The sequence below is a fragment of the Oceanobacillus bengalensis genome (assembly GCF_003628445.1).
Lineage (GTDB): Bacteria > Bacillota > Bacilli > Bacillales > Amphibacillaceae > Oceanobacillus > Oceanobacillus bengalensis.
Genome location: NZ_RBZO01000035.1, coordinates 14,370 through 40,445, shown reverse-complemented (window position 1 = coordinate 40,445; position 26,076 = coordinate 14,370). Strand labels below are relative to the sequence as shown.

The following is a 26,076-nucleotide window of genomic DNA, read 5'->3' as shown; positions in this document are numbered from 1 at the left end:
TTCTCACTCAATATAATCACTCCTGATGTTTCCCCCTAACATGTCATTAGGGTTATTTTCTATCAAAAGTGGCTCAGTTTTCAATTGCTATGGTGGCTCACTTTTAAGTTACCATATACACGAGCAGGTAATATCCGCAAGTTGTACCTTCTTTCACTTAAAACTTCTAATTATCTTCTTAAGGAGTCTTCGCTTCATAGGAGATTTCAAGCCTTATTGCTCCTGTCCCCTGTTTCTCAGTAAAGTAGCACTAGCCACATTCGAATTCTCTAGAAGGAAGCTCAGCCTAGCTATCTAATTTCCCCTATATAAACTTCCTTTAATCAAAGCATGCAATACTTAATATTACCTTTTAATTTGTGCGAGATAAATCATTATTCTTATTCTATTTCCTATCAAGGCCATGGTCCCGAACAATGCATAGTTCAAAAAGAAGATAATTAATATAATCCCTATAAAAATAACCTTCATCGTAGAAATTAACAGTAGTACTTTTAATACAAGTAGTAACAATATCAGTACTCCCCATAAACTAGCTGCATACCAGAAAGGAAATAATAGTTTTTGTAATGTTCTATTTTCAAGTAAATGATTATAAATATTTCCTGTGGATAGAGCAACAATTATAGCTAATCCAGCAATAATTATGCCTAATAAAGTTGCTGAGACAGAGGGCAAAACATTAGTCATATAATCAGCAAGTTTCCTAATTAAATCATTAGATAGATTCCTACAATAGTAGTAGAAAATAATCGTAAGAATCAAACCTAAATAAAAGCCAAGATTTTTGACTGTTAGAGAGCTAATCTTATTAATCCTAAGCATTCCAAGAAAAGAGGTATTCTGATAATTAACTCTTTCATCTCTTTTCAATAGCCTCACACCCTTCCTAGAGGATGATATTCCTCATGTCATATGCAAATTTTTTCAACAAGGAAAGTAAGTCATCATTTTTATTATAGTGCCTCATATGTACTAAATCTTTCGAATTAAAGCTTGTATGATTTTTTTAGTTCTGTACCTTTTACTTCTACTTGGTACATTATTATATCCATATGCCTTTACATCTCCATAAGCATTAGATACCTTTTCAACACCTTCTTTTATTAGCAAGCCATTTTTGTTTAATCCATCTTGATTTTCAACGGAGGTTTTCATTCTAGTAGCATTGCTTTCTTGGATTATATCATCCAACGATTTAAATGTATCCTTTCCATGAAAGTTAGGTGGAATTAAGTCGAATTCGACTTTTGTTAGAACATCCATTTCAGTAATTCTTTCATAAATCTTATCCTTTATCGGAATTAATTTTATAATAACTTCTCCAATCTCAATATTAGCTTTATAAATGAGTTCTTCAAACCTCACTAAAAATTCGTCTCTATGTATATTTCCTACTTCCTCGAAAATCAAAACTTCACTAATCGGGTCATAAAAAAAACGGCTTACATTAGCTACTGGCTTCGGTATTCTGTATTTTTCAATTTTATCCTCATCAACTACTGTAACTGCTTCATATCAAGATTTTACTAAATGCCCGAAAACAAACTTTGTATCCTTTTCATCAATCTCTGTAGTCTCAGTGACTTTCTAAGACCACGTATTCTTTTTCATGGATGGTTTTTAACAATATTGCATAAGGAATCATACTAACTAACCGTCCTTTATCATGGCTAAATATATTTCTGTTTACATTTATTTTTGCTGCAATAAACCTTGATCTTACATTTCGTGCCATCGTCTTCTCTCCCTAATCTAAAAATAACTACCTTCATTTTATCTAAGTGGAGGAATATTACAATAGACCTAATGTATTTTATAATATCCAACTTCCTACTACCAATTTAATGAATGAAAAAGGACACAAAAGTTTGTAATCTACTTCAAATACATCCTCCAGATTTTTTCTACTTTTCCTTTTAGCACAAGGACTGCCCATAGCCTATATCCTTTTGTACTAAATCATTGTCCAAATACATATTTATAAAGCAGGAGGGGATATTAATGGGAAAATATTTACATGAAATTACACTAAATAGGAACAATATTCCCAAAAAAACTGCATTACTAGAGGAACTCCTGTTATTAATCAAGAAAGATAGGGAATTGGACATTGAAGTCTTGAAAGAATTTCCTCCTAAGAATTTAATGGGTTCTAACGACATCTGGGTTGAAGGTAGTAAACTATTGATTCAATCCTTTTTGGAAATTGATAATGAGAAATTAGATATTGTAGACAAACTAGCTAATATTGAAATAAAGGGAATAAATCCCAAAGGGCAATTTTCCCTAATGCTTTTACAAGATGATATTTATGCAGAAGGCATCTATAGATTTACACATGAATTTTTGGAAATGTTATTTCAAATGGGGAAGTTTTCTAACTATTGTATTGAAAAACAATGGGATAATATACTGCTTGATACAGTACATAAACTATTTAATCAAACTCCCGATAAGAGTCTGCAACTACGATTAATTCAAGATGGAGAAAAATGGTTAATAAGAGGAGTTATCTCAACAAGATATCGTAATTACGATAATCACCTGGCCCTATACTTAACCCTGTATACTTTACATCAAAACGCAAAATTAACTGGACAGTGGTTCATGCTAGAGAAGGCGTATCTTAGTGATTCTGAAATCGTGGTAATATTTGACCAAGTTACACCTGTACATATAGTAGACATTGGTAAACTATACTTTGGGATAGTTTTAATAAATAATGAAATCAAAGAAAAATCTTTTACCTTGGAATGGAGATTCCAATTAGAAGACGATGAGGGAAATAAGTTTGGTGCGATACCACCTGAAGGAAAAGCAACTATCTTCAATATAAGACATAGCAGCAGCATAAATCATGTGAATAAAAGCCTATTAGAACTTCATGAACTTCAGTACTTTAAGGAGAGAATCACTAATTTTATCATGTCATTGTCAGCAGGTCCCTATTTGTCCGAAGATAGGATTTATTCAATATTCAATCGAATTTTAAATACGCGCAACAAATTCTCAAAGGAAACAAAAGATTCATTTAAAAAATTACATAAAACAGAGATTATATCTAATAGTATGCATATTATTAAAGCTTTTCATAGACTAAATGAATTGGTTACAGATGTAGAAGAAAAAATCCATTTAGAGCGGATATTATATGAAGTTTGTTTAGATTTAAGTGGTCGAAAAGCAAAGATATAATTAAAAAGAGGAATCTAACCGAAGCCACTGACAAAGTCCAAACCAGTAACCCCTACCTGTCCCTATTGTCCCACTTATTCACTCAACAACATCCAAAAAAGCAACACTTGCTACCGCTACAATCATAGCAATAGCAAGTGCTGCTAAAGTCATACATACTAACCCCTTCTCAGAAGGAAGCATGAGAACCGTCCCCACGCTTCAACCAATAAATTCCCTTAATAGCTGGTTAAACTTTTCACGTTCTTCCCAGAAAGGACCATGTCCGCTGTAATGAAAAGGGACAAGCTGTGAATTTTTTATTTGTTGATTTAGTTCTTGGGCTTGTGCAAATGGAATCACTTTGTCGTGAACACCATGAACGATTAAGGTAGGAACATGTACTTTTTTCAAATCTGCATAAAGCTGCTCATCTCTTAGCGTAATGATGATCGCTGACGTTGACCAACCTGCTGCCTGTAAGCCCAATTGAAAAAACCACTCAGAGAATGAACTTGTTATATATTGAAAGAAGAAGTTATCTGTCACTTCTTGCATCATTTTAGGACGGTCATTCAACGCTTGATTAAGGAATCTAGCTGCAGTTTCTGCAGAAAAGCCTATAGGAGCTGCAGCGTCTATTAGAACAAGGTTAGAAACACCATAACTATTATGCCGGGACATATAACGAATCGCGATTGCTCCACCTGTAGAGTGACCTACAAGAGTAAAATTATCTAATTGAAGTTCATCAACTACTGCGCGTATATCATCCGCCAATCGGTCAAACGTGTATCCACTCACTGGCTTATCTGACTTTCCAAATCCTCTCCAGTCAATACCGATACAGCGGTAACCCATAAAGGGAAGAACATCAAATTGATATTCAAACTGTTTATGGCTTAACGGCCAACCATGTAAAAACACGATAGTCTTGGTTCCTTCAGGATTTAAATCTTCTACATTTAATTTTACACCCGATTCTACAGTAACAAAATATCCCACACCGATTCCCCCTTAAAATGGCTTTACCAATAAGATATTCATTTAGGAAAATATAGGTGAATACCTATTGCTTATTCGCATACAGAGGCATTGTGATAATTGAAGGTGTATTGTATATGCTCCCATAGCACAATAGGTTCTATTTTATTACTGATTACTTATACTTCTTTGAATAAATAAATTCTGTAATTGGAACCGTAACAAATGTAAGACCTACCACTATAACCAATGGATAATTATCAATCATATTAAAATTGCCTGTTCCTTCAGAAATAAATAATATTAAACCAGATAGAATCATTAGTACATAATAACCTATTTTGGCACTTTGAGTTTCAATATGTCTATCTAACTCATCTTTCTTACCACGGCCTTCATGATGTCCCCAATTAAGTAAATTAAAAAAATAGGCTAAAGCAAGAAAACTAAAAAATATAGAACCTGCATCAATCGTTTCAAATCTTATCCATTTGTATAAGGTAAATCCTGCAATTAATAAGAAAACAATAAAGGCTAAAACTGCGGTAATTTTCTTTGTTTTATCCATTCCTTTTTCCTCCATTCTTTGATATAAATAAATCTTCCATAAAGACTCCTAGAGTTCTAGAGATATCAAATGCTAACTGAAGGCTGGGGTCGTATTTGTTATTCTCAATAGCGTTGATAGTTTGCCTACTCACATTACATATCTCTGCTAATTTCCCTTGGGAAAGACTCTTTTTTTCCCTGTATTCCTTAATTTTATTTTCCATTTACTAAGCCACCTTCAGATTTTGTAAGGTGTAAAAGATATTTTACACCCCGATTATAAAATAAGATAAATGAGGTGTCAAACATATTTTACATATCATTTATTTTATCAGTTCTTGCTATCTATTGTACTAACTAGTGCTTATCTACAGTTTTTACTCCAAAAACTTGATAGAATGTACCTTTTATCCTGGCATATATGTATTCTTAGTGGTAATAAAAAATCACTTCGACCAAAGGAAATCTTATATACTATTTGGCACAATTATTGGATTATCACTACATGAAAAAACTAACATTATAACTTTTTTGTCCCGCATGCCTTCATTATTGTACATTTGTTTAATTCACTTTGAATGACTCACCTTATCAGAGAAACATTTAATATCACTGTCTACTACATGATGTAACTTTACATTATTGGCTAAATGTTTATTTAAAAAATCGTAGGGAAGATATATTAATACAACCTATACTTAGAAAGGGGTATAAGATGAAAAAGAATATTGCAATCTCCGCCTTGGGTATAGCTGGAGTTGTTGGAGTTACCGCTACAAGTTATTTAATAAGTGATAAAAAAGGAAAAGTAAAACAGAAAAAGATAACGAATAAAACATTTGAAAATGCCGGTGTACCCGATCAATCTAGTAATAATGATATGGCGCAGTTAGAAAACGCCCAAATGGTCTCGGAAGGATCCCAATTCGGTATACATTATTACAATGAAAAGAAAGAAGATAATACGCTAGATAATCAGCAAAATTACTAATATAGAGAGGTTTACATTTTTGCAGATGTAAACCTCTCTTTTCATTCAATTTCTTCAGTGATTTGATGGTTCGGCTTTAGGAAATTGATTTCTAAACCCATATAATATAGAATCATCTAGTTAACTCTAAACATTGCTTCAATAGATTCACTAAATTAATTTTATATATCTTATTTACGGTAATGACTCACATGCTAAGCCATCATTATCGTTACCATCTAATCGATGAGGATCAGATGGTCCAGATGCTTCCATAAATGCTTGCGCTTCAGCTTGTGTAGAGAAATCACCACAGTCTCGATCAGCTCCTGAAGTGTCTATTCCACCTGAGTTTGATTTAGATACTGCCTCCGCTTCTCTTTTAGCTTCCTCTTCTGCTTTAGCTTGTTCCTCTGCTTTTCTCTTAGCTTCCTCTTCTGCTTTAGCGTCTATTTCTATATCCTCTTTCTCTTTTAAATCAGGGATTTCCCTCTCATTTAGAATCGGTGCCTGTCACTGTTCGCTTTTCGACATATTTTGACAAGTGCCTGTCACCAATACCAAGGAAAGGAAAGAAAAGGAAAGAAAAATACAGCGGAACTAGGCAATATTGCTTATATCTATTCTTTTATATTATAATAATATAGTATATTCTTTTTAGCTTATTTTAAGATTAATTAAATTATCAGAAGTATATCAACAAAGAAGGCATTTAGTAAAAATACATCATATGAAAAGGCAGGGATATTATGAAAGTAGGGATAGATTTAGGTACCACAAATTCCGCGGTTGCATACATTAACGCAAACGGTAGACCAGAAATCATACCAAATAACGAAGGTGAAAGAACTACTCCTTCTGTTATTTTAATAGAAAATGGTAAAGCTATTGTCGGATCAGTGGCAAAAGAAGCTGCAACTTCACAGATTGAAGATACAATACAGTTTGTCAAAAGACAGATCGGAAATAAAAGCTTTAAATTTCCAATCTCAGGTTCAGACCATTTTATAGACGCAGTAGAAGCATCTGCAATTATTTTAAAAAAAGTTGTTAAAGATGCAGAAGAAGCATTAGGTGAGAAAATAACAGATGTAGTAATAACAGTACCAGCATATTTTGATGATGCTAAACGAAATGCTACAAAAGAAGCAGGGGAAATGATTGGAGTTAATGTCCTCAAGGTTATAAATGAGCCTACAGCCGCAGCGTTAGCTTATTATGATATAGAAAAAGCGAATGTAGAGCAAAACATTGCTATTTATGACCTCGGTGGTGGTACCTTTGATGTGACAATTGTTAATATACATAACGAAGAAATAAAAGTCTTAGCTACAGATGGCGACTCAAATTTAGGTGGTTTTGATTTTGACAACGCTATTTTCAATTATGTAGCAGATAATTTTGAAAAAGAGACTGGGTTAGATATTTATGATGATGAAAATGGTTTACAAGAATTAAGAGAGAATGCGGAAAAATGCAAGAAGTCACTAACAAAGAGAAATAAATATAACGTCCCACTTACCTCGCAAGGACAAACTGTTCACACAGAAATTACTAGAGAGTTATTTAACCAATTAATAGAATCATATATAAAAAGAACCCAACAAATAATGAAAGAAACGATTAATGAAGCAGGTTTGACTTGGAATGATATACATAAAGTTTTATTGGTCGGCGGGTCAACTAGAACACCTATTATTTCAAGTATGATCAATAACTTCACTGGTATCGTACCATCTAAGGAATTAAATCCAGATGAGGTTGTTGCATTAGGGGCAGCTGTCCAAGCAGCATTTATCAAAACGGATAACGATACTAGTAACTCAGAAAATATAATTGTTCGAGATGTTAATTCGCATAGTTTAGGTGTTATTTCAAATCATGGAAGAGATACTATGATGAATTCTATTATATTGAAAAGAAACTCAGAAATTCCATGTGAAATGTCTAGAGAGTTTTACACGATGCATGAAAACCAGAAAGAGATTATGCTCGAAATAACCGAAGGAGAGGATGAAGATCCTAATTATGTAACAATAATTGGTAACACAACGATTTCATTGCCAGAAAAACTACCAATAGATTCGCCTATTGAAATCAAAATTTCCTATGACCAGAATGGGATTGTTCATGTTAAGGCTAAGGATTCATATCATCATGTTGAACTTGGAGAATTTACAATTGAGCGACAATCTAATTTAACAAAACAAGAGTTTCAACAAAAACAACAAGAATTACTATCATTGGAGGTAGAATAATATGGATAATTACTATGACCTGCTCGAATTAAATGTGGATGCTTCTGAATCAGAAATCAAGGAAAAAATTAAAGCAGAATTAAGCAAATGGAGAAAGCGTGTCAATGCACCAGATCCGCAGCGTCAAAGAATAGCTTTAGAAAGAATGGAATTACTTCAAAAAGCAGAGGAGATTTTACTCGATCCAGCTAATAAAGAAGAATATAATCGTGCTTTACAGCAATCTATCAATCAAGCAGATCATGAAGAAAATATTAATCAGCAGCTTAGCTTGGCGGATCAGTTGATTGGGGAGGCACATCAATTAATTGAACAAAATAATATTGCAGATGCCATTGTATTAGCTAAAAAAGCTACTGAAACCGACGGCAACCATCCATATACCTGGTCCAGTCTGGCAAGAGCCCACTTTCTTTGGGGAGAAATACAAGATGCCACTTATGAGATCAAACGTGCTATAAGCCTATTGCCAAATGAACCTCATTTTTACTATGTTTTGTACCGTTGTCATATGGAACGTCAAGATTTACAATTTCATGAGAAATTAAATTTAGCTGAAGAAGCTATAAGTAAAGCTTTAAATATAGCTCCGGACAATCCTGATTATATAATTGAAACTGCTAGCATCGCACGTCAAAGAGGCCAGATTGATCATGGTATTAATCTATTAAAACAGCTAGAAGGCCGACATGGTTTAGCACCGAATGCCCAGAACATTCTTGCAGAGTTATATTATGATAAAGGACTAAGTATGACCCAAAAAGTAAACTATAATAATGGAGAATCACTTTATTACTTTATTGACAAACAAGCTACTTTACAAGGGAAAGACCATTTTATCGAAGCATCAAAATACGTTCATGATAACCATCTTAGACAAGAAATCCAGAAGTGGATTGGTTTAGCAAACTCAGCCTTAAAAACAAAAAACAATTTTAAGGTATTAGCTCTATTCATTATCATCATACCTATTTTCTTATCAGCGTTAGAGGACTTTAATGTCATTATGATGTTATTCATGGCCGGAGCGGGTTATTTGGCATGGAAAAAAGGCCGTGTTCCACAATATGAACTTAATCGAAAATATATTAACACCCTATCATAATGATTAAACTTAAAGATAGTCAAAAAGGATGATACAAATGGACCTTCTATTAGAATATAAAGCGCACGGAATCGATGGATTGAAGAAACAAATTAATACCCAATCGAAGGATCATTTTGAAAAAGAAAGTTTAATAAAAGCTCTTATTGCGTTGTCAAAGGAAAGCAAAGTAAAACACGATATGGATGCCCAAAAGATAATTCTTAACCAATTATATCAATTAGGGGCTTACCAAGATGCATATCAATTGTGTAGGAAAATTTTAATTAGAAAACCAAATGATACAGAGTCTAGGAATCTACTTCCCGAAATTAAGCAACGACTAAATACGCTAAAATCAACATCATCCGAACAAATCGATAGTACAGTTAGCTTACTAGAAAAAAACAAACAGATTTTTCAACAAATTGAACAGGAAGTAAATAAAGAAATAATTGGACAAGAAAAATTAATACAATTTTTATCAAAGTTAGTGCAAAAATCATTATTAAACCCTGGAAATATTCACACATATAAAGATTCCATGATCATTTCCAGTCCAAAAAGCCAAGGTGTTTACACCACTATTAATACCTTTTTTAAATATGTTTATAGCTTTAATCAAATAAGTGGAGAACAAATTCAAACGATTGATCTATCACAATATGATGCACACGATAATGCGGTGGAAATGTTTTATGTAGATATTTACAATGCTTTTATGGGAAGTAGTCGTGTTACGATTTTTAAAAATGTCGATCAATGTCCATTAGATTTAATCAATCTTCTAAATAGTATTGTATGCAACGGTTATATACCACTTGATGGTCGATATACGTATCAAGATGGAATACTAGTAAAAGTGAACCAAATGTTAGTTGAGGGAAGCTTCAATACAATTGAAGCAAGGGATCAATATTTATTATTTCATACAAATGAACAACTGGAAAAAGCACTGAATATATTTACTGCGTCTAGTCAATCCAATTTCACATATAAAGTGTCACTAGACGCTTTGGATAATGAAAATATGCAACTATTATTTAAAAACATGCTAAACAATTATATTGAAAAAGCGAGAACAAATTTAGGTATTAACTTACTTTATCATATTCAAAACTTATCACCCTTAGTTACACATTACTTTAATTATGGAGGTGCAGCAAACCTAAATAATCTAGCTAATAAAATTTATGAAAAGGTTAGCGAGATTCTCCTTGAGAATAATAATGTAGGTTTTACTAACTCCTGGGAAATTGCACAGGAAAATAATGAGATTACATTAAAAGATGCAGAAAATTCGTATCACGTGTTAGATGTTTATCAAACGCATGCAAATCTATCTTCTATCAAGGAAAGAATTGAGCAATTAATTGGATTAGATGAAGTAAAAGATTCTTTAAAGGAATTAAAAATATTCCTAGAGAAAAGAGAGAGAAAATTATCCAAAGGTTATCAATCAGAAAAGCCAGCTTTACACTTTGTTTTCACAGGAAACCCTGGGACTGGTAAAACAACAGTTGCCAGATTAATAGCTGAATATCTAAAGACAATCGGCTACTTAAGTGAAGGTCATTTAATAGAAGTAGACCGCTCTGATTTAGTTGGAAAATACGTAGGACATACTGCAGCTCAAACGATGAATCGAATTAAAGCAGCCATTGGTGGTGTACTTTTTATTGATGAAGCTTATTCATTGGCCAGAGGCGGTGAAAATGACTTTGGTCGTGAAGCAATTGATACAATTGTTAAGGCAATGGAGGACTACAAAAATCAACTTGTTGTCATATTCGCAGGTTACCCCAAAGAAATTGATGATTTGCTTGAGCTAAACCCTGGTTTGCGGTCTAGAATTTCACAAACATTTTTATTCAATGATTATACTACAGAAGAGCTCTTAGAAATATCGCATAAACTTGCTAAAGAACGTGGTTTTCAGATCGAGGAAGCAGCTCAGAAACAACTAATAAAATATTATCAAAAGCATCAAATAAAAGGTAAAACCGATAGTGGAAATGGGCGCTTAGCACGTCAAACGATTGAAAATGCTATTAAAAAGCAAGCTGTTCGTACTGCCACAGAAGATATAAATTCAAAAATAGATATACTCAACTTAGAAGACTTTGGGTTAAAAGAAGAGAAGGTATTTGATTTAGATAGTAATTTAAATGACATCATTGGATTAAATCATATTAAGGAATTAATTAAAACGTTACAAAAACAAGAATTGATTAATAAAAGAAGAAAAGAATTTAATAGTAATTTTATAAGCAACCAGTCATTAAATTTTATATTTACAGGAAATCCAGGAACAGGAAAGACTACCATTTCTAGAACAATTACTGAACTTTTTAAAAGCATCGATATCCTAAAAAAGGGACATTTAGTAGAAGTTGCTCGAACTGAATTAGTTGCATCTTATGTTGGCCAAACAGCTTTAAAGACCGAAAAAGTATTCAAAAGTGCACTTGGTGGAGTATTATTCATCGATGAAGCATACACATTGGCTAATGACCAATTTGGTGAAGAAGCGATTAACACGCTTATTAAATTAATGGAAGACCATAAAGAAGATATTGTTGTCATTTTGGCTGGATACGAAGAGCATATGAACAAATTATTACAAACAAATCCTGGGATAAAATCTCGTTTTTCAAACATATTCCATTTTCCCGATTACTCATGTGACGAACTGTATGCCATAGCGATTCATTTATTCAGTAATAAAGGCTTTATACTTGGTGCAGAAGCTAAAACAGCATTACAAACAGTTATTCAACAAACCTATCAAGATGCAGATGGAAATGGGCGTTATGTCCGTAACATTGTCGAAAGAGTTATCCGACTGCAATCTATACGTTTATTTGAAATAAGTGCTACAAATTACGATATTCTAATGGAGATTTTGCCTGAAGATATTCGTTCTTTGTCATGAGTAAATGAGTAATTATTAGAGGATTTTTATTCTAATAATTGAGTTTCACCTTTGCAAAAATTGTTAGGTTACAGATCGTACGTTCTATATTTTTTGTAAAAAAACAGACTGAGTGTCGCCAACACACTCAGTCTAGCTTTCAAAAGAATGAAGAAGAGGTACCTGTCACCCTTACTGCAACGTAAAGCTATTCATCATTTCAGGTATGTCTTCATTAACCATTTTTAGGAATTCGCCTTCCAAATGGGATAGTTCTCCATCTTCATAAAACGCTAAGGGAAGTTCCATAACGGTATTGTACGTATACAAATAATCATTTCCTTCAGCAACAATCGTTTCCATACCTGGGCTGACATCTGTATCTTTATCATAAATATTTATACTAAAGATATTGGATACCTTTTCTCCTTCATTTACAAATTGAAAATCAATACTAGAAATGGCAGTTGGATGCCAATTTCCCTTTTCGGTAATATATTTTCCTTCCCATGACTCAGGTATTTCTAATAAAAATTTGTACTCTTCGTTTACATATTTGCCTTCTGAATCAAGAGATTGAGAGGACTCATGTGACGTATCCTTTACACTCTCTAACTTATCCCAATCAACTTTTACACCAACAATACCTTCTGAATTTGGAAGGATACTAAAATAGGTTTTAAAAAATGTAATTCCATCCTCATCTAACGTAAATGATTGAAAATTTTCACTTGAGGGTGCTGTTTCTTCTTTTACTAGTTGGATATAATTATCTGATACTGGATCATCTCGAAACTCTCCAAACCTCTCATCGTTTATAATTTCATCTGCAACCTGTTCGGAGATTACTAGCAAATTAGTCTGATGCTCCTTAAGTATTTCTTCTAATGTAATGAGTTCATCTTCATCGAGGTCATAGTTAAATGAGTAATCTACAGGATGACCTGTAGGAGCTCCCATAGAAATTCTCCCGTCAAAATGAATGGATACATAATCTTTGGTTATATTCGGTTCATCAAAACGTAAATTATAAAAATGGAAACTTCCGAATCCATCCTCATCCCCACTCTCGATTAAGTCATCCGCTATACGCTTTTGATTTTCAAAATCAGATTCCATTTCACTTTCTATAAGCCTATCTATGGGTTCATAATTAAAATGTGGGTATTCTATTGTAATTTCTCTTTGGTCCGTTATCTCTTCTAATCGAATCGTTTCATAGTTTGTAAGATTTGGGATAACCGCTTTCTCTTCTTCTACATCCCGGTCCGCTACAACTTGTTTCGTTGGTACTTCCGCTTCCATTTCATTTGCTGCTGTTTCCTTATTTTCATCACAGCCAAACATGAATAAGAAAGGAATTATGATGAATAGGAATGCTGTTGTTTTTCTCATGGTGTTCCTCCATTATTGATTTTATATAGGACTATCATAACACATACAATAGTACGATATAATCATACAAATTGTCAGCGGAATGTCAACTTCTTTGTTGGCGGATGCCTGTTACCCTATTCACTCACACACCACTCAAATAACCCGCCAACCGCGCCTCAGCCTCTTCTCAACAGCTTCACGCGTTGTTGCGACTTTGCTACCCAATTCATCCATCATCGGCGGTTCGGAATTTGCTCCACTCGGTTGTTCCATGCTATATTCCTTTGGTGTATCCGAAAAATCACTATTACCAAATCTTCGTATGGAATAGATTGGAGCTAGGTTATTTGAACGGGATCTTCAAATAATATAGCCCTTATCAGCTAGCTCCTTCCTTGCCCGTTTGAATGTACTATCGGTTAAACCATGCAGCGGTTTTAATGATACGGCTGGAACAGTAAACATGTCATTCCACCTTGCATCATTGTTTATCTGCATTAATACATGCCATAAAGTGATGGCAGAACCTGATAATGGAACTTGCCGTACATACTTGTAAAACTCACTGATTTCTTTCATGTAATTTACCATCATATGTATCCCTTACTATTATTCTGTTGACAGGCACTTCCATAAGATAACTTATGACTTCCTCATAGCTACTCATAAACCTTGTATCAGACAAAGTGCCCGTCATACTATTCAAAATGAAGCAAGAGAACCGTCCCCACGCTTCACCGGAGCTGTTGGTGGTGCTGCTATTGGTGGCGTTGGTGCAGGACCAGGTGCTGGAGTAGGTGCGATTGGTGGTGTCGCAGCCGGTGGAGTTGATTACTTTGCTACTTGCTGGTGGTAATAAAAAAAGGTGGTTTATTAGATGAGTAATACTAAAAAGAATGATAAAAATATCACTATGACTAAAGGTAAATTTTATTTATTTTTTGGCTCAATTATTGGATTAACAATAGTTATTTATGGAATAGTAGATCAAGCAATTGAAAGATTATTTTAAACCAATCTAAAGACTAAAAGGTTATTGAAGAAAACTCCATTTAAGTGCAACATTCACAAAGTCAAATTTGATTATCACTACATAATAAGCAAAATTTATAATATAGAGAGGTTTACATCTTGACAGGTGTAAACCTCTCTTTTCATTCAATTTCTTCAGTGATTCGGTTGTTCGGCTTCAAAATCCTCATTTTCCTATTAAAAATGATATCTTCACCACGGACAATATAAACCTCTAAGCAAATACTGTGTTGAGAGGAAGCAGGAGAACCGTCCCCACACTTCATGTATATTCCAAGAAACTGTGGTGAAACCTATAAGCGAAAGAAACCAAAGTCAAAGAAGGTGGACATTTCATGACTTACCAGGAAGGATTAAATCAAATAGATAAAGCGACACAAAAGATTACTGAAGCAACTCAATTAACGATTGAATCGGTTATGAACGCTTTCTTATTTACTTGGCAATGGTGGATAGCATTAGCTATGATGATAGTTCCTTGGGTTATTTGGCTCATATTACGTGACCGTAAAAATTCAGCTCGTATATTTTCTGCTGGTTTACTGATAATGATTATGTCTGAAATTTTTGATGCGATTGGCGTTAGTTTCGGAAAATGGTCATATCCAGTAAAAGTTATACCCATATCGACTGTAAGCTTTTCATTCAGGCTTTCCGTTATACCTGTATTTGCAATGCTGTTGTTACAATATAAACCTCATTTCAATCCATATATAAAAGCAATTGTTTTCGGTGGTCTTGGTGCATATGTAGGTCTTCCATTGTTGGATTTGATTGATTTACATAAAACAATCGATTGGTCTTTAACATATTCTTTTTTTGTTTTAACTTTAATGTATTTAATTGCTCACTGGTTTAGCCGAAGGAATTCCTTTGAAGAAATAAAAAATAACGAAGATAGGCACTAGTTATGTATTTTGCTACAAACTAGCCAATTGTTGAAGATCATAATTTATGAACTATGTTAGAAATAGTCACCTTACTTTGGCAGGAAAGGGTGGCTATTTTTGTTTGTTTAGATAGACGACAAAAGTTACGACCATCGTCACTAATGCTATCAGCGCTAACTTAAGCCATTGCTGTGCTATGATAAAAATAGTCTGTTCTTTTTCCACAGAACAGGTCATAGCTCCATAATAGCCATTGCTGTGCTATGATAATGAAATTGCGAACCAGTTAAACAGTTTAGTCATAGCTCCATAAAAGCCATTGCTGTGCTATGATTCCTTTGGGAATATGGATTATACGTTCACCGTCATAGCTCCATAAAAGCCATTGCTGTGCTATGATACAGCCCAAATAAAAGATGCCAGTATTACTGTCATAGCTCCATAATAGCCATTGCTGTGCTATGATATCCTTGGCACGGAGGTTTTTAGAAAGAATGTCATAGCTCCATAAAAGCCATTGCTGTGCTATGATCTGGTACTTGTTGCGGTTGCTCACTCAATAGTCATAGCTCCATAATAGCCATTGCTGTGCTATGATAATGCAGCAACCAGTACAACAAACAACAGAGTCATTGCTGTGCTATGATAAATCTAGTAAACATACCTAATTCGATTCTGTCATAGCTCCATAAAAGCCATTGCTGTGCTATGATTTTATTTATCCTTCTAATCTGTCTCTTAAGGTCATAGCTCTATAAAAGCCATTGCTGTGCTATGATGAAATGCGATGAATACGCTTCTCCATCTGAGTCATAGCTCCATAAAAGCCATTGCTGTGCTATGATCTCTTTAACAACAAGTGATGGCTTGCTTATGTCATAGCTCCATAAAAGCCATTGCTGTGCTATGATTACGGATTGATTCTTCTATGGACATCATTGGTCATAGCTCCATAAAAGCCATTGCTGTGCTATGATAGGTAAAACAAATATTCGTAAGGTTGGATTGTCATAGCTCCATAAAAGCCATTGCTGTGCTATGATTCCATTGCAGAACTAGCTTCAACGATAGGAGTCATAGCTCCATAAAAGCCATTGCTGTGCTATGATTATCTGTTCCCATGAGTGAAACATCCATACGTCATAGCTCCATAAAAGCCATTGCTGTGCTATGATTTTTCCTTCTTTTATAACATCTTCCCCGAAGTCATAGCTCCATAAAAGCCATTGCTGTGCTATGATTAATTTTTTCAACATCCCCCAGATAATTAAGTCACAGCTCCATAAAAGCCATTGCTGTGCTATGATCTTGCTCTAATTTGCCTGTAAACACTTTGTGTCATAGCTCCATAAAAGCCATTGCTGTGCTATGATAAAAATATAAAATGTACGCGTGGGTATGGTGTCATAGCTCCATAAAAGCCATTGCTGTGCTATGATATAATTACAGTTATAAAGGGAATCCCTAGAGTCATAGCTCCATAAAAGCCATTGCTGTGCTATGATGCCATCTCTAGCCCAACCTTCTAGCTTTATGTCATAGCTCCATAAAAGCCATTGCTGTGCTATGATTTGTACTAAAAATGGAGGAAAGGGCTGAGCGTCATAGCTCCATAAAAGCCATTGCTGTGCTATGATAAGTCCAGGAGCTGGAAGGACAAGACGAGGGTCATAGCTCCATAAAAGCCATTGCTGTGCTATGATACCCGAAATATCTACGTGAATACCTTGTGAGTCATAGCTCCATAAAAGCCATTGCTGTGCTATGATTAATTAAAGTTGCACCCCTTAAAAATGCCCGTCATAGCTCCATAAAAGCCATTGCTGTGCTATGATTGTGGCGTTCCTAGCCATTTTTGCATAGCCGTCATAGCTCCATAAAAGCCATTGCTGTGCTATGATTCAGTCGAGTGCGTCATACCGATAAGTATCGTCATAGCTCCATAAAAGCCATTGCTGTGCTATGATACGTAACCAAAAAAGCCTGTAGAATCAATATTCCGCAGGCTTTTTTGTGTTTATTTTTTGCATAATTAATCCTTTTAATAACCTGCTACCTAATCATTTTTTAAATATCGCTCGTCATCTTCTAATCATAATATCTCCATTTCAAACAACTTTTATACGTTAAAATTTATCATTTTATCCAATTTCAGCAGCTTTTATTCATGAACTAAAACAATGACAATTGATTAATTGTTACCCTTTCCTCATTAGCAGTTTTCTTACCTAATAAAAGTCGCATACGGTCGTACTGTTTTTCAGTTACTGGTAATGCTCGAATCGATCCTTTTGGTGGTAAATTTTTCTTTACTTTTTCTAGTAGTCTTTCCATCGACTCATGTCCATTGCACAGCCTACAATAAACAGAGAATTGCATCATATCAAAGCCCTCGTCAAGTAAATAATTCCGGAAGCGTGTGTAATCTCTGCGCTGCTTTTTCGTTTTAACCGGTAAATCAAAAAATAGCAATATACGCATATATCCACCCCTATTCATATTTATGCATCCTTACAGGTAGTAAATCTGGTAATTTCAAATAAGAATAATCCTGCTGGCGGCAGCTTGACACAAAGCTTTTTACCATTTCGTCAACCGCAGCAGTAATCGAATGATTTTCACCTGAAATTAAAATCGTTGCGTTTACCAGGTTAACTAAGCCTGCTCGAGTTTCCGCATCCCATTTTTCTATATCTTCTTGTTCAGCAACATGATAATCAACAACAGGACGAAGCACTTCCATAAAATCATCTGCTAGGTTGAAAGCATTTAATTGGTTATCATGATAAAGTCCTAAACACGGTATTAAACCATAATTTGTAAGGGATCTAGCAACCAATCCCCTTATGATAGCATAACCATAGTTTAAAAGACGATTGATCGGATCTATCGAACGGCGAGTAAAAGTCACACCAAATAAACTTCTAAAATACAATTTTGCAGCGACTGCTTCTCTATTAGACATATCACCAGACTCTACTTCCTTTGCTAACCTTCTTAATTCATCTCCTCCATCCTTTCCCATCATATCTAGGCATTTCGCTTGGTTTATTATTTTCTGTTTAATAATCCGTTGCCATAATCGCTTCTTAAACGGCTTTGAAAGTGCAAGTTGCGTTTCTAAAACCGCAAGCTGTCTAGAGTGCTGTTGGAAACCAGTCCAGATACCATTAGGAAGTTTTTGTGCATTACATGTAAACAAACTTACTTTTTTGTCAGCACATTCACTTAATAGACTTGCAGTTAGTGTTACTCCCGGTGCTTCTATTAGAATAGAAGCTATATCCTGTAATGGAACAGTAAAAATATCCTCTTGCTTTATTACCAACTGGGATCGCTTGACTGATAGTTGTGCATTCTTTCTAATCATAATATGACGCCAACTCATCGTTCTTTCCTCCTTTCCTTCTATTACTATTTACCTATAGTTTCTCCAAATCTATAAAGAAAAATACAGTAGGCATAGTAAATTCTGCCTACTGTATTTTTAGATTGTTTGCTTCATATTTTTCTTTTTAAAGGCCTGCCTTGTTTCTCTATTCACTCTAGTAATATCCCCTAAAATACCAACTTTATATTTTTCAAGAATATCAATGCCTTTTAGACCAATTCTGTTTTCAGTATGTTTATGTGGAAAATTTGGTTCCTTAAAATAAATCCGGTTTGAGTCAATGTCAATCGAATTAAAATAAAGAAAGCGATCATCTTCTCCTCTTTTCACACGGACCAAATCGTAAGGATACAAGCTAAATTGGAAAATAAATGAATCATCCATTCTTGTCCACTGTTCGTAGCCCTTTCTAGCTGTGACAACTCTATCAGGCAATTCGGGTAAACTTGTATCCATCACATAAATCGGTACCATGTAGAATTGCTCTTCTTTTAGAAAAATATCTATTCGAACAAGATTGCCATTTTGCGCAATGCCCCGATTCACTTCACGTACATGAGCCCTTTTTTCTATTTCTACTTTTACCCGCCGAATAGGATTTCCTTTTCCTTTTTCACTTGGTTTATAAAGCGTTTCTTTAAATGCTTCCTTAACATTACCGCCAAACGCCAAATAACGTTCTTTAATAGCATGATATGTTGCTAGATCAGATACTTTATTGACCATTGAAAAATCGCCATCTTCATCAAATTTAATCTCCGCTAACGGAACACGTTTTACAACGATTGTCTTACCTGTTTTTTCATCAATACCACCATTGATCATAATTGTTTCTTTATGCGCCGCTCCTGTTACAGAGTATCTCGCCATTCGTGAAACCATCATGTAACGAGGAAGGGAGATCTTAGCTTCCAATGCCTGACTAATTGCCTTTGGATTCGCCGATTCTGCGAGATGCGTAAGTAATTCATCTCTGAAATTATCCCATGGCCTAGGAAACAATGGTTCCTTTACTGCTTTGGAGCTTTCTTTTACTTTATGGTAATTGGTTACGCGCCTAATCATACCATCATCTGTACAAGCAACCACAATAGCATCAAGTGCATGATGAAGATGTGTTTCATCCCGGTGTTTGCTAAGTCCAAAGCGACTACGAAGATGCGCAGTCACCTGACCACTCACAGTTACCACCCATTTTTTAAGATGCGGATCCTTAGGCTCAAGCTTCTTTTCCATGAAGTTCTTAAAAAACCGACTAATAAAACGAGTATCATTTAAATGCCGTTCTTTTACTACATCTTCTTCATGAGCTGTGAACTCTTTCTTCAAAAGATATTGCTTTTTCCCTTTTGAAAACTTGGTATTATAATTCACATAAATCTCGAATCTCTCCCAAGCTTCCGGATTATCTTTTAAGTAATCAAAAGGGATGCGATTTCCTTTTTTCCGATTTTCATCACTATATACGAGCACTTTATTTTGATAATTGTCCATAAAGCTTTTGCTGTATGGTAAAATATGATCTACATCTAGGTTTGGGGTACTATTACGTTCTCTTCTTAATTCTCCAAAAAAGACTTCAGGTGGAATGCTTTTTTGGGAATATGCACACTTATGATCTTGCTCTTCCCATAATTTGTATCTTACAATATCATGACCTTTTGGTTGGAGAATACCATTTTCCGCTAACACTTTAATTGCTCCTGCATTTCGATCAAAGTTCGCCTTTTGATTTTTTTGCAATTTGGACCGTTCTTCATGTGTTTTAGAAAGCTCTCTTGCTAATTCAATATGGACAGACATGGGAGAGCCATATCTCTTGATTATCGCATTAACTATTTTACGTGATTGTGTCAGTGCCCGCTTTACAACCGGATTTGCAATATCATTCGGAATTGGTGGTAAAAATTTTTCACGTTTTACCTTTTGTAAACCTGTCGTGTCATAGCCAAACTGATCTGCCGCTAATTTAAACGGTAATCCTTCTTCCATAAGTGGAAGCAGATTTTGAATTGCCTTGCTTGAAAGATGACCGAACTTCGTATAAGAAAGAGATAAAAGCATTTGAATCAGGTCTTCGCTATAGACACGTTTTGCTATATTATTAGGATTTCTCAAATATTGATGGATATCTTTGTCTGTCTTATAGACTGTCAGTGCATAACCAATTGCATCATAATCCGTTGTATCATATGCTTCCCCTGTATCCATAGCATGCGAATCTGTTACCTTCTTTATTTCATAGTATGCACTCAAATTTACAAAAGGAAGTTTTTCATTCATACTAAGTGTTGCCTCTGGATCATACATAAGGTCATTAAATTTTAATTCATCATCCAGTTTCAACCACTTTCGAATGTCCGAATATTTTACATCAGGAGTGCTTTTGCGTTTAACCAAATCATCTCTGTTAAAAATGCTATGTAGTAGTATTTGCCGTTGTTCCATAGAAATTGCTTCTACATTTTTGCCAATTCTAATGCGATTGATCTTATCAAGCGCCATATAGTATTGAAATGTATACGTTGCCTTTGGAATGCGCCTCTCTTCATCTTCAAGTGAACAGAACCCTACTTTATTTAGGATGGCATTTCCCGAAGCAAACGGCAACTGATGATTCCATATTTTTAAATAAGAAACTTGCAGTTCTTCGGATGCATAGGAAGAACCCAATTTACGCTGCGTTTCGAATAATGTGACAATCTCCAATTCCAAATCGTAGCGACTAACATTAAAAATATACTCATCACGGGAATTATGTCGTTTATCATATTGTGCAAAATGTGGATCCTTTCCCCACATTTCCCCTACTGTACGATATTTATCCAGCCTTTCTTTATTTTGTTGGATACTTGTTAGTACTTTACCTGTTTCCTTGTCTTTTTGCTCGGATTTACGGTTTGATTTAAATCCACGTCTTTGTGCAAGATGAATGAGCAATCTAGCCCACTCATCGTTAGCCAATAACCGATCTAGCCCATCTATACGAATGTCCCATATATCCACAGAACCATCATTTAACGGGTAAAGGTGTTCCATTTCTACTTCGGTAACAATGTTAAACTGTATTAAGAGATTTCGAATCTCTCTTCTTCGTTCACTACGTCTACGTAATCTTCTTCGGGCTGAACGCGCTAAGCGACGAGGTTCTGCTAATGATGCACCTGTCTTAGGTATCTCTGCTTTATCAAACATTCGAACCCCAGAATCAACAATCCCGATTGTCCTATATTTGTTGTCGCTTTCATTCTTTTCAAGCTCAATCACTCCCCAACCAACGGAATTCGTTCCAATATCCAATCCTATTCGGTAATCTAGTTCTCTCATACTACTCCTCCTTCTTTTTACCTAGTTTAGACAATATTATTCTACGTTAATCTATGTATCTATAAAAAAACCTCAGCTATTGTTTATAGCCAAGGTCTGGTGTGTTTATAATAAGTAAAGTGGGGAGACACCCATCATTGATGGGCAGGCGATCCCCAACGCCACGAGCTACAAGTTGTAGCCTTATCATAGAAACATCAAAGCCATTGCTGTACTATGAGATACACTTATTATAACTTTGTACCTAAGCAAAGTCAATATACAGCTATGAAGTTGATGGGACTATGACTTAAATGATTATTCAGTACTTTATGAAAGCTGGGAATGGTTTAATAAAAAATGAAATTTACTGCTGATGTTCACTTGTAACTATTGTGCTATCATCTTTTAGTAAAAGAGTTTATTACAAAATAATAGTTTAGATCTTTTTATTGTAATTAACGAATAAATATACTTATAGACTTAAACTTATAATAACTTTTAGTTTATCTTTTGATATATTTAATTGTAATTTAAGCTGCTTTCTCATACTACCACCTCCAATATTGGTTAATTAATCTACCTCAATATATTTCCATTAACATTCCCAGCTAAGTTAACAATATATTAGTTTATATCATTCAATCAATATTTTTCTGAATTATTTTTCATTTATACTTTTAATTAATTGTAATAGAATATAATCAGTTACCTTATTTTGGTTAATCAAGTCATAGTTCCATTTAAAGCCATTGCTAATTAATTATTGAAATACAGCAATAGAAAGTGTCTCTTATTCTATTGCTTTTTTAACCTTTATAATGCGGTAATGGGATTTTTACTATGATTCATTACAAAGTCCTACCTACCCTACCTTCTTCTCTAGTTAATCTTCTTCCATGTTTATTAAACCTATCTTAGGGAATATATATTAATACAATCGATACTTGGAGAGGGGTATAACATGAAAAAGAAAATTGCAGTTTCTGCCTTAGGTATAGCTGGAGTTGTTGGGGTTACCGCTACAAGTTATTTAATAAGCGATAAAAAAAGAAAAACAAATCAAGATAAAATGACGAAGAAAACATTTGAAAATGCAGGTGTACCGGATCAATCTAGTAATAATGATTTGGCGCAATTAGAAAACGCAAATATGGTCTCAGAAGGCTCCCAATTCGGTATACAATACTACAACGAAAAGAAAGAGAATAACACGCTAGATAATCAGCAAAATTACTAATATAGAGAGGTATACACCTATCCAGGTGTATACCTCTCTTTTCATTCACCGCACAACTTTCGACATTTTCCGCCAAATTCCGACAAGTGACAGGCACCTACAATGGTATTCAGCCCCCACTGATTAACTGCTTCTTTTCCCTTTTTTCTTGATACATTAGCGTATCTGCTTCGCGTAGCAATTGTTCCATTACACCTTTAGAGGATGAGCTGTAAGCATAACCAATTGAAATATTAATCCGTTTTAGTTGTGTATCATCATGATAAAGATTCATTTGAGCTTGAACCTTTTTTAAGAACTGTTCTACCTTTGGAATACTAGCATTTGCTAGGAGAATCGCAAATTCATCTCCACCTATACGAGCAACGATCGTTTCCTCATCAGCATACATCTTCAATCGATTTGCTGCTTCTTGTATGAAACAATCTCCCATGTGATGCCCATAATTATCATTAATAAATTTCAAATCATCTAAGTCTGCAACAATAACTGCAATAGGGATGTCCCAGTCTTGATTAAAATAGTTTAGCTTTGATTGGAAGTATTCCCGATTATGAATATCAGTTAATGCATCATGAGAGATTTTATATTCTAATTGCTGGTGTAAGGAAACCCTTTCATCAATATTTCGAAAAATCCCTTGTACCGCGATGTATTCACCTTTTTCATATACGGGTGTTGCATATTCTTCATACCACATATATTGTCCTTGATCGTTTCGAAACCTTACCTTAATCGGTTCACTAAAATCAAGTTGTCCTAACGTTTTCTTCATTAATGTATCATAGTCTTCTGGATGAACAATTTCAAAGATCTTTTCTGGATTTTGCAAGTGCTCTTCCAATGTTTCTGGCCCGATCAAATCGTTAACGGTTGGACTTAAATAAAGATAATTTAATGTAGGTTTTGTTTCGCAATAATATAAAATATCACGTACATTTTCAACCGTTTCTACCATAGGTTTTAAATAATCCACTTGCCGTTGTAGTTTTATTTTCTCATTATATAGTTTGATAGACACTAGAAGAAGCCCGATTATAATAACTGCAACAACAATCCACATTTAAAAACCCACTTTCATTTAATCCAAATTTCCCCATTTTCATTGAATGTTACACTATATTTACAAAATATCATAGGGATTTACACTAATATTATCACCAAAACACTACAAAAGAACTAGATACTTATTACTATAAAAATCTAATGATAAATAAAAGAAAGGAACTTCACTAACCTTCGACATATTATGACAAAAAACGGGGAGTGACAGGCACCTGAAATGTCCCAACCCGCGGGACAAGGTACCCGTCCCCATTTCTAGTTATAAATAGTTGTAATATAAAATATATAAATGTTTTTCTATGAATACCAAACGAATAGACTGCATAATTATATAATTCATAACGACCTGAATAAAAATACAAAGGGGGATATGAATGAAGCTGAAGAAATGGGCAACAGTTGGAGTTCTTGCTTTCGGTTTGTTTGTAGCAGGCTGTAGCTCGTCTACATCCGAAAGTGCTGAGGATTATCCAACAGAGAACATTAATTTGATTGTACCTTGGAGTGCTGGGGGAGATTCAGATGTCATAGCAAGGATTATTAACAAATATCTTGAAGAAGAACTTGATACGAGTATTGTTGTAAAGAACATGGGTGGTGGCGGTGGATCCATCGGGGCTAATGAAGCATTAAATAGTGATGCTGACGGATATACACTATTAGCCGGTCATGATTCGATTGATTTATCTTATCTATTAGGAAATACGGAATTTTCTCATGAAGAATTCGAGCCTGTTGCACTTATGACTACCGCGAACCAAATTATCGCTACGCATAAGGACAACGAATGGAATAACATGGATGAAGTAATTTCACAATTAAAAGAGGAGCCTGAATCCATTAGCTTTGGAGCTGCACTTGGTTCAACTAGCCATACATTACCATTAGGAATTGAAGATGCAACCGAAACAACATTTAATATCGTAAATTATGAGGGAACGTCGGAACGGACAACCGCATTATTAGGGAATCACGTAAGTCTTGGAGCAACAACCGTACCAGCTGCGAAAGAATACTTAGAATCTGGTGAACTTAAGATGTTAGGGATCTCCTCTGAGGAACGACACGAATCCTTGCCTGATGTACCTACATTAAAGGAACAAGGAATTGATTTCATTAATGCGACAAATCGTGGGTACTTTTTCCCGAAAGATACCCCACAAGAAATCGTGGATAAGGTTAGCGAAGCACTGCAAAAGGTTGCAGAAAATCCTGATTTTATTGCTGAAATGGAAGCGCAGGGTGTAGACGTTAACTTTAAGAATGCAGCGGATTATGGTGAATGGTTAAGTAGTGAATTCGATCAACTAGAATCCATATTACAAAGACAAGGCTTAATAGAATAGGAGGGGCTGAATGAAATCCAAAGACCGCATCGCAAGTATTGCCTTATTAACATTCTGTATCTTTTTCTATTTTCAAAGTAATAACATACGGACACAAAGTGACTTGGCACTTTCATCAGCATTTTACCCAAGGCTATTACTAGCTTTAATCGCTATACTAGCAATCTCTATGCTAATTAAATCTTTTTTACCAGTCAAAAATAAGGACAATCATCCATCAAAAAGTCCAGAACAAAAAGGAAACGGAAAAATAGTTTGGATTATCTTTCTCCTTTTTACCATCTATATCTTTTCTATTTCATTTATCGGGTTTATATTAGCATCCTTTTTATTTATGTCGATTGTGTACTTACTTATTGTAGGGAAAGGTCGCCCAGTAAAAACGCATGTACTGAGTATAAGTGGATTTTTGATCGCAACTATCGCATTAACGTTTATCTTTGATCGCTTTTTAGGTGTTTCTTTACCTGGCATCTTTTAACTAGGGGGGGTA

22 protein-coding genes, 1 pseudogene and 1 CRISPR repeat array are annotated in these 26,076 nt (G+C 34.7%); of the genes and pseudogenes, 10 read left to right on the top strand and 13 right to left on the bottom strand.

The window, feature by feature from the left end; all coding sequences use genetic code 11:
• Positions 1–345: 345 nt before the first annotated feature.
• The 3 genes and pseudogenes from D8M05_RS17105 to D8M05_RS20315 all read right to left on the bottom strand — a co-directional run bounded on the left by D8M05_RS17105 (position 346) and on the right by D8M05_RS20315 (position 1,738).
• A complete protein-coding gene (locus D8M05_RS17105) occupies positions 346–873 on the bottom strand; it encodes a hypothetical protein (protein WP_121133982.1) in 528 nt (175 codons plus the stop codon).
• Between the two features lie 102 nt (positions 874–975).
• Positions 976–1,491: pseudogene (locus D8M05_RS17100) on the bottom strand (DUF4747 family protein); the annotation flags it as partial.
• Between the two features lie 88 nt (positions 1,492–1,579).
• Positions 1,580–1,738, bottom strand: a complete 159-nt coding sequence (locus tag D8M05_RS20315) for a hypothetical protein (RefSeq protein WP_183072845.1) — start codon at positions 1,736–1,738, stop codon at positions 1,580–1,582.
• Positions 1,739–2,004: 266 nt separating this feature from the next.
• Between D8M05_RS20315 and D8M05_RS17095 the strand changes: the two genes are divergently transcribed.
• Complete coding sequence (locus D8M05_RS17095) at positions 2,005–3,198, top strand: hypothetical protein (RefSeq protein WP_121133978.1); 1,194 nt, start codon at positions 2,005–2,007, stop codon at positions 3,196–3,198.
• 201 nt (positions 3,199–3,399) lie between these two features.
• Here D8M05_RS17095 and D8M05_RS17090 read toward each other — a convergent pair whose 3' ends face one another.
• The 3 genes from D8M05_RS17090 to D8M05_RS17080 form a co-directional block, all read right to left on the bottom strand.
• Positions 3,400–4,182, bottom strand: a complete 783-nt coding sequence (locus D8M05_RS17090) for an alpha/beta fold hydrolase (protein WP_121133976.1) — start codon at positions 4,180–4,182, stop codon at positions 3,400–3,402.
• Between the two features lie 154 nt (positions 4,183–4,336).
• Positions 4,337–4,729 (bottom strand): DUF2178 domain-containing protein, encoded by a 393-nt coding sequence (locus D8M05_RS17085; protein ID WP_121133974.1) that lies wholly within the window; start codon positions 4,727–4,729, stop codon positions 4,337–4,339.
• The gene (locus tag D8M05_RS17080) at positions 4,722–4,934 is read right to left on the bottom strand and encodes a helix-turn-helix transcriptional regulator (RefSeq protein WP_121133966.1); all 213 of its coding nucleotides are present in this window, start codon (positions 4,932–4,934) and stop codon (positions 4,722–4,724) included. Before D8M05_RS17080 ends, D8M05_RS17085 begins: the two co-directional genes overlap by 8 nt.
• Before the next feature lie 491 nt (positions 4,935–5,425).
• Between D8M05_RS17080 and D8M05_RS17075 the strand changes: the two genes are divergently transcribed.
• Entirely contained in the window at positions 5,426–5,701 is a 276-nt protein-coding gene (locus D8M05_RS17075) for a hypothetical protein (RefSeq protein ID WP_121133964.1), read from the top strand.
• A 174-nt stretch (positions 5,702–5,875) separates the two neighbouring features.
• On the opposite strand, the gene D8M05_RS20955 is transcribed toward D8M05_RS17075, so the two are convergent.
• Positions 5,876–6,022, bottom strand: coding sequence for an excalibur calcium-binding domain-containing protein (locus D8M05_RS20955; RefSeq protein ID WP_220667599.1), 147 nt, complete (start codon positions 6,020–6,022; stop codon positions 5,876–5,878).
• 407 nt (positions 6,023–6,429) lie between these two features.
• On the opposite strand from D8M05_RS20955, the gene D8M05_RS17065 reads away from it, so the two are divergent.
• From D8M05_RS17065 to D8M05_RS17055, 3 genes are read left to right on the top strand one after another with little or no spacing between them, the layout of a single operon-like run.
• The gene (locus D8M05_RS17065; protein ID WP_121133960.1) at positions 6,430–7,938 is read left to right on the top strand and encodes an Hsp70 family protein; all 1,509 of its coding nucleotides are present in this window, start codon (positions 6,430–6,432) and stop codon (positions 7,936–7,938) included.
• Position 7,939: 1 nt separating this feature from the next.
• The gene (locus D8M05_RS17060) at positions 7,940–9,043 is read left to right on the top strand and encodes a hypothetical protein (RefSeq protein ID WP_121133958.1); all 1,104 of its coding nucleotides are present in this window, start codon (positions 7,940–7,942) and stop codon (positions 9,041–9,043) included.
• Positions 9,044–9,080: 37 nt separating this feature from the next.
• Positions 9,081–11,957, top strand: a complete 2,877-nt coding sequence (locus tag D8M05_RS17055) for an AAA family ATPase (protein ID WP_183072844.1) — start codon at positions 9,081–9,083, stop codon at positions 11,955–11,957.
• A gap of 171 nt (positions 11,958–12,128) precedes the next feature.
• On the opposite strand, the gene D8M05_RS17050 is transcribed toward D8M05_RS17055, so the two are convergent.
• A complete protein-coding gene (locus tag D8M05_RS17050) occupies positions 12,129–13,331 on the bottom strand; it encodes an RsiV family protein (protein ID WP_121133954.1) in 1,203 nt (400 codons plus the stop codon).
• Positions 13,332–13,673: 342 nt separating this feature from the next.
• Positions 13,674–13,892, bottom strand: coding sequence for a hypothetical protein (locus tag D8M05_RS17045; RefSeq protein ID WP_147405197.1), 219 nt, complete (start codon positions 13,890–13,892; stop codon positions 13,674–13,676).
• A 298-nt stretch (positions 13,893–14,190) separates the two neighbouring features.
• Here D8M05_RS17045 and D8M05_RS20790 point away from each other — a divergent pair, with 298 nt between their 5' ends.
• Together D8M05_RS20790 and D8M05_RS17040 are read left to right on the top strand one after the other, a co-directional pair.
• Positions 14,191–14,325 carry a hypothetical protein gene (locus tag D8M05_RS20790; protein WP_281271933.1) on the top strand — a complete coding sequence of 45 codons (135 nt, stop codon included), beginning with the start codon at positions 14,191–14,193 and terminating at the stop codon, positions 14,323–14,325.
• A 355-nt stretch (positions 14,326–14,680) separates the two neighbouring features.
• Positions 14,681–15,253, top strand: coding sequence for a CBO0543 family protein (locus tag D8M05_RS17040; protein WP_245985496.1), 573 nt, complete (start codon positions 14,681–14,683; stop codon positions 15,251–15,253).
• Between the two features lie 214 nt (positions 15,254–15,467).
• Positions 15,468–17,202: direct repeats of the CRISPR family, unit length 36 nt; unit sequence GTCATAGCTCCATAAAAGCCATTGCTGTGCTATGAT.
• Between the two features lie 205 nt (positions 17,203–17,407).
• Here D8M05_RS17040 and cas2 read toward each other — a convergent pair.
• From cas2 to cas9, 3 genes are all read right to left on the bottom strand, one after another.
• On the bottom strand, positions 17,408–17,716 hold the full coding sequence (gene cas2, locus D8M05_RS17030) for a CRISPR-associated endonuclease Cas2 (RefSeq protein ID WP_121133985.1): 309 nt from the start codon (positions 17,714–17,716) through the stop codon (positions 17,408–17,410).
• Between the two features lie 10 nt (positions 17,717–17,726).
• Entirely contained in the window at positions 17,727–18,623 is an 897-nt protein-coding gene (gene cas1, locus D8M05_RS17025; protein WP_245985495.1) for a type II CRISPR-associated endonuclease Cas1, read from the bottom strand.
• 99 nt (positions 18,624–18,722) lie between these two features.
• On the bottom strand, positions 18,723–21,953 hold the full coding sequence (gene cas9 / locus D8M05_RS17020; RefSeq protein WP_121133948.1) for a type II CRISPR RNA-guided endonuclease Cas9: 3,231 nt from the start codon (positions 21,951–21,953) through the stop codon (positions 18,723–18,725).
• A 943-nt stretch (positions 21,954–22,896) separates the two neighbouring features.
• On the opposite strand from cas9, the gene D8M05_RS17015 reads away from it, so the two are divergent.
• Positions 22,897–23,172: a hypothetical protein gene (locus D8M05_RS17015; RefSeq protein ID WP_121133946.1), complete on the top strand. Its 276-nt coding sequence runs from the start codon at positions 22,897–22,899 to the stop codon at positions 23,170–23,172.
• 109 nt (positions 23,173–23,281) lie between these two features.
• On the opposite strand, the gene D8M05_RS17010 is transcribed toward D8M05_RS17015, so the two are convergent.
• Complete coding sequence (locus D8M05_RS17010; RefSeq protein ID WP_121133944.1) at positions 23,282–24,235, bottom strand: sensor domain-containing diguanylate cyclase; 954 nt, start codon at positions 24,233–24,235, stop codon at positions 23,282–23,284.
• A gap of 376 nt (positions 24,236–24,611) precedes the next feature.
• On the opposite strand from D8M05_RS17010, the gene D8M05_RS17005 reads away from it, so the two are divergent.
• Entirely contained in the window at positions 24,612–25,583 is a 972-nt protein-coding gene (locus tag D8M05_RS17005; RefSeq protein ID WP_121133942.1) for a tripartite tricarboxylate transporter substrate binding protein, read from the top strand.
• 10 nt (positions 25,584–25,593) lie between these two features.
• A complete protein-coding gene (locus tag D8M05_RS17000) occupies positions 25,594–26,064 on the top strand; it encodes a tripartite tricarboxylate transporter TctB family protein (protein ID WP_121133940.1) in 471 nt (156 codons plus the stop codon).
• Positions 26,065–26,076: the final 12 nt, after the last annotated feature.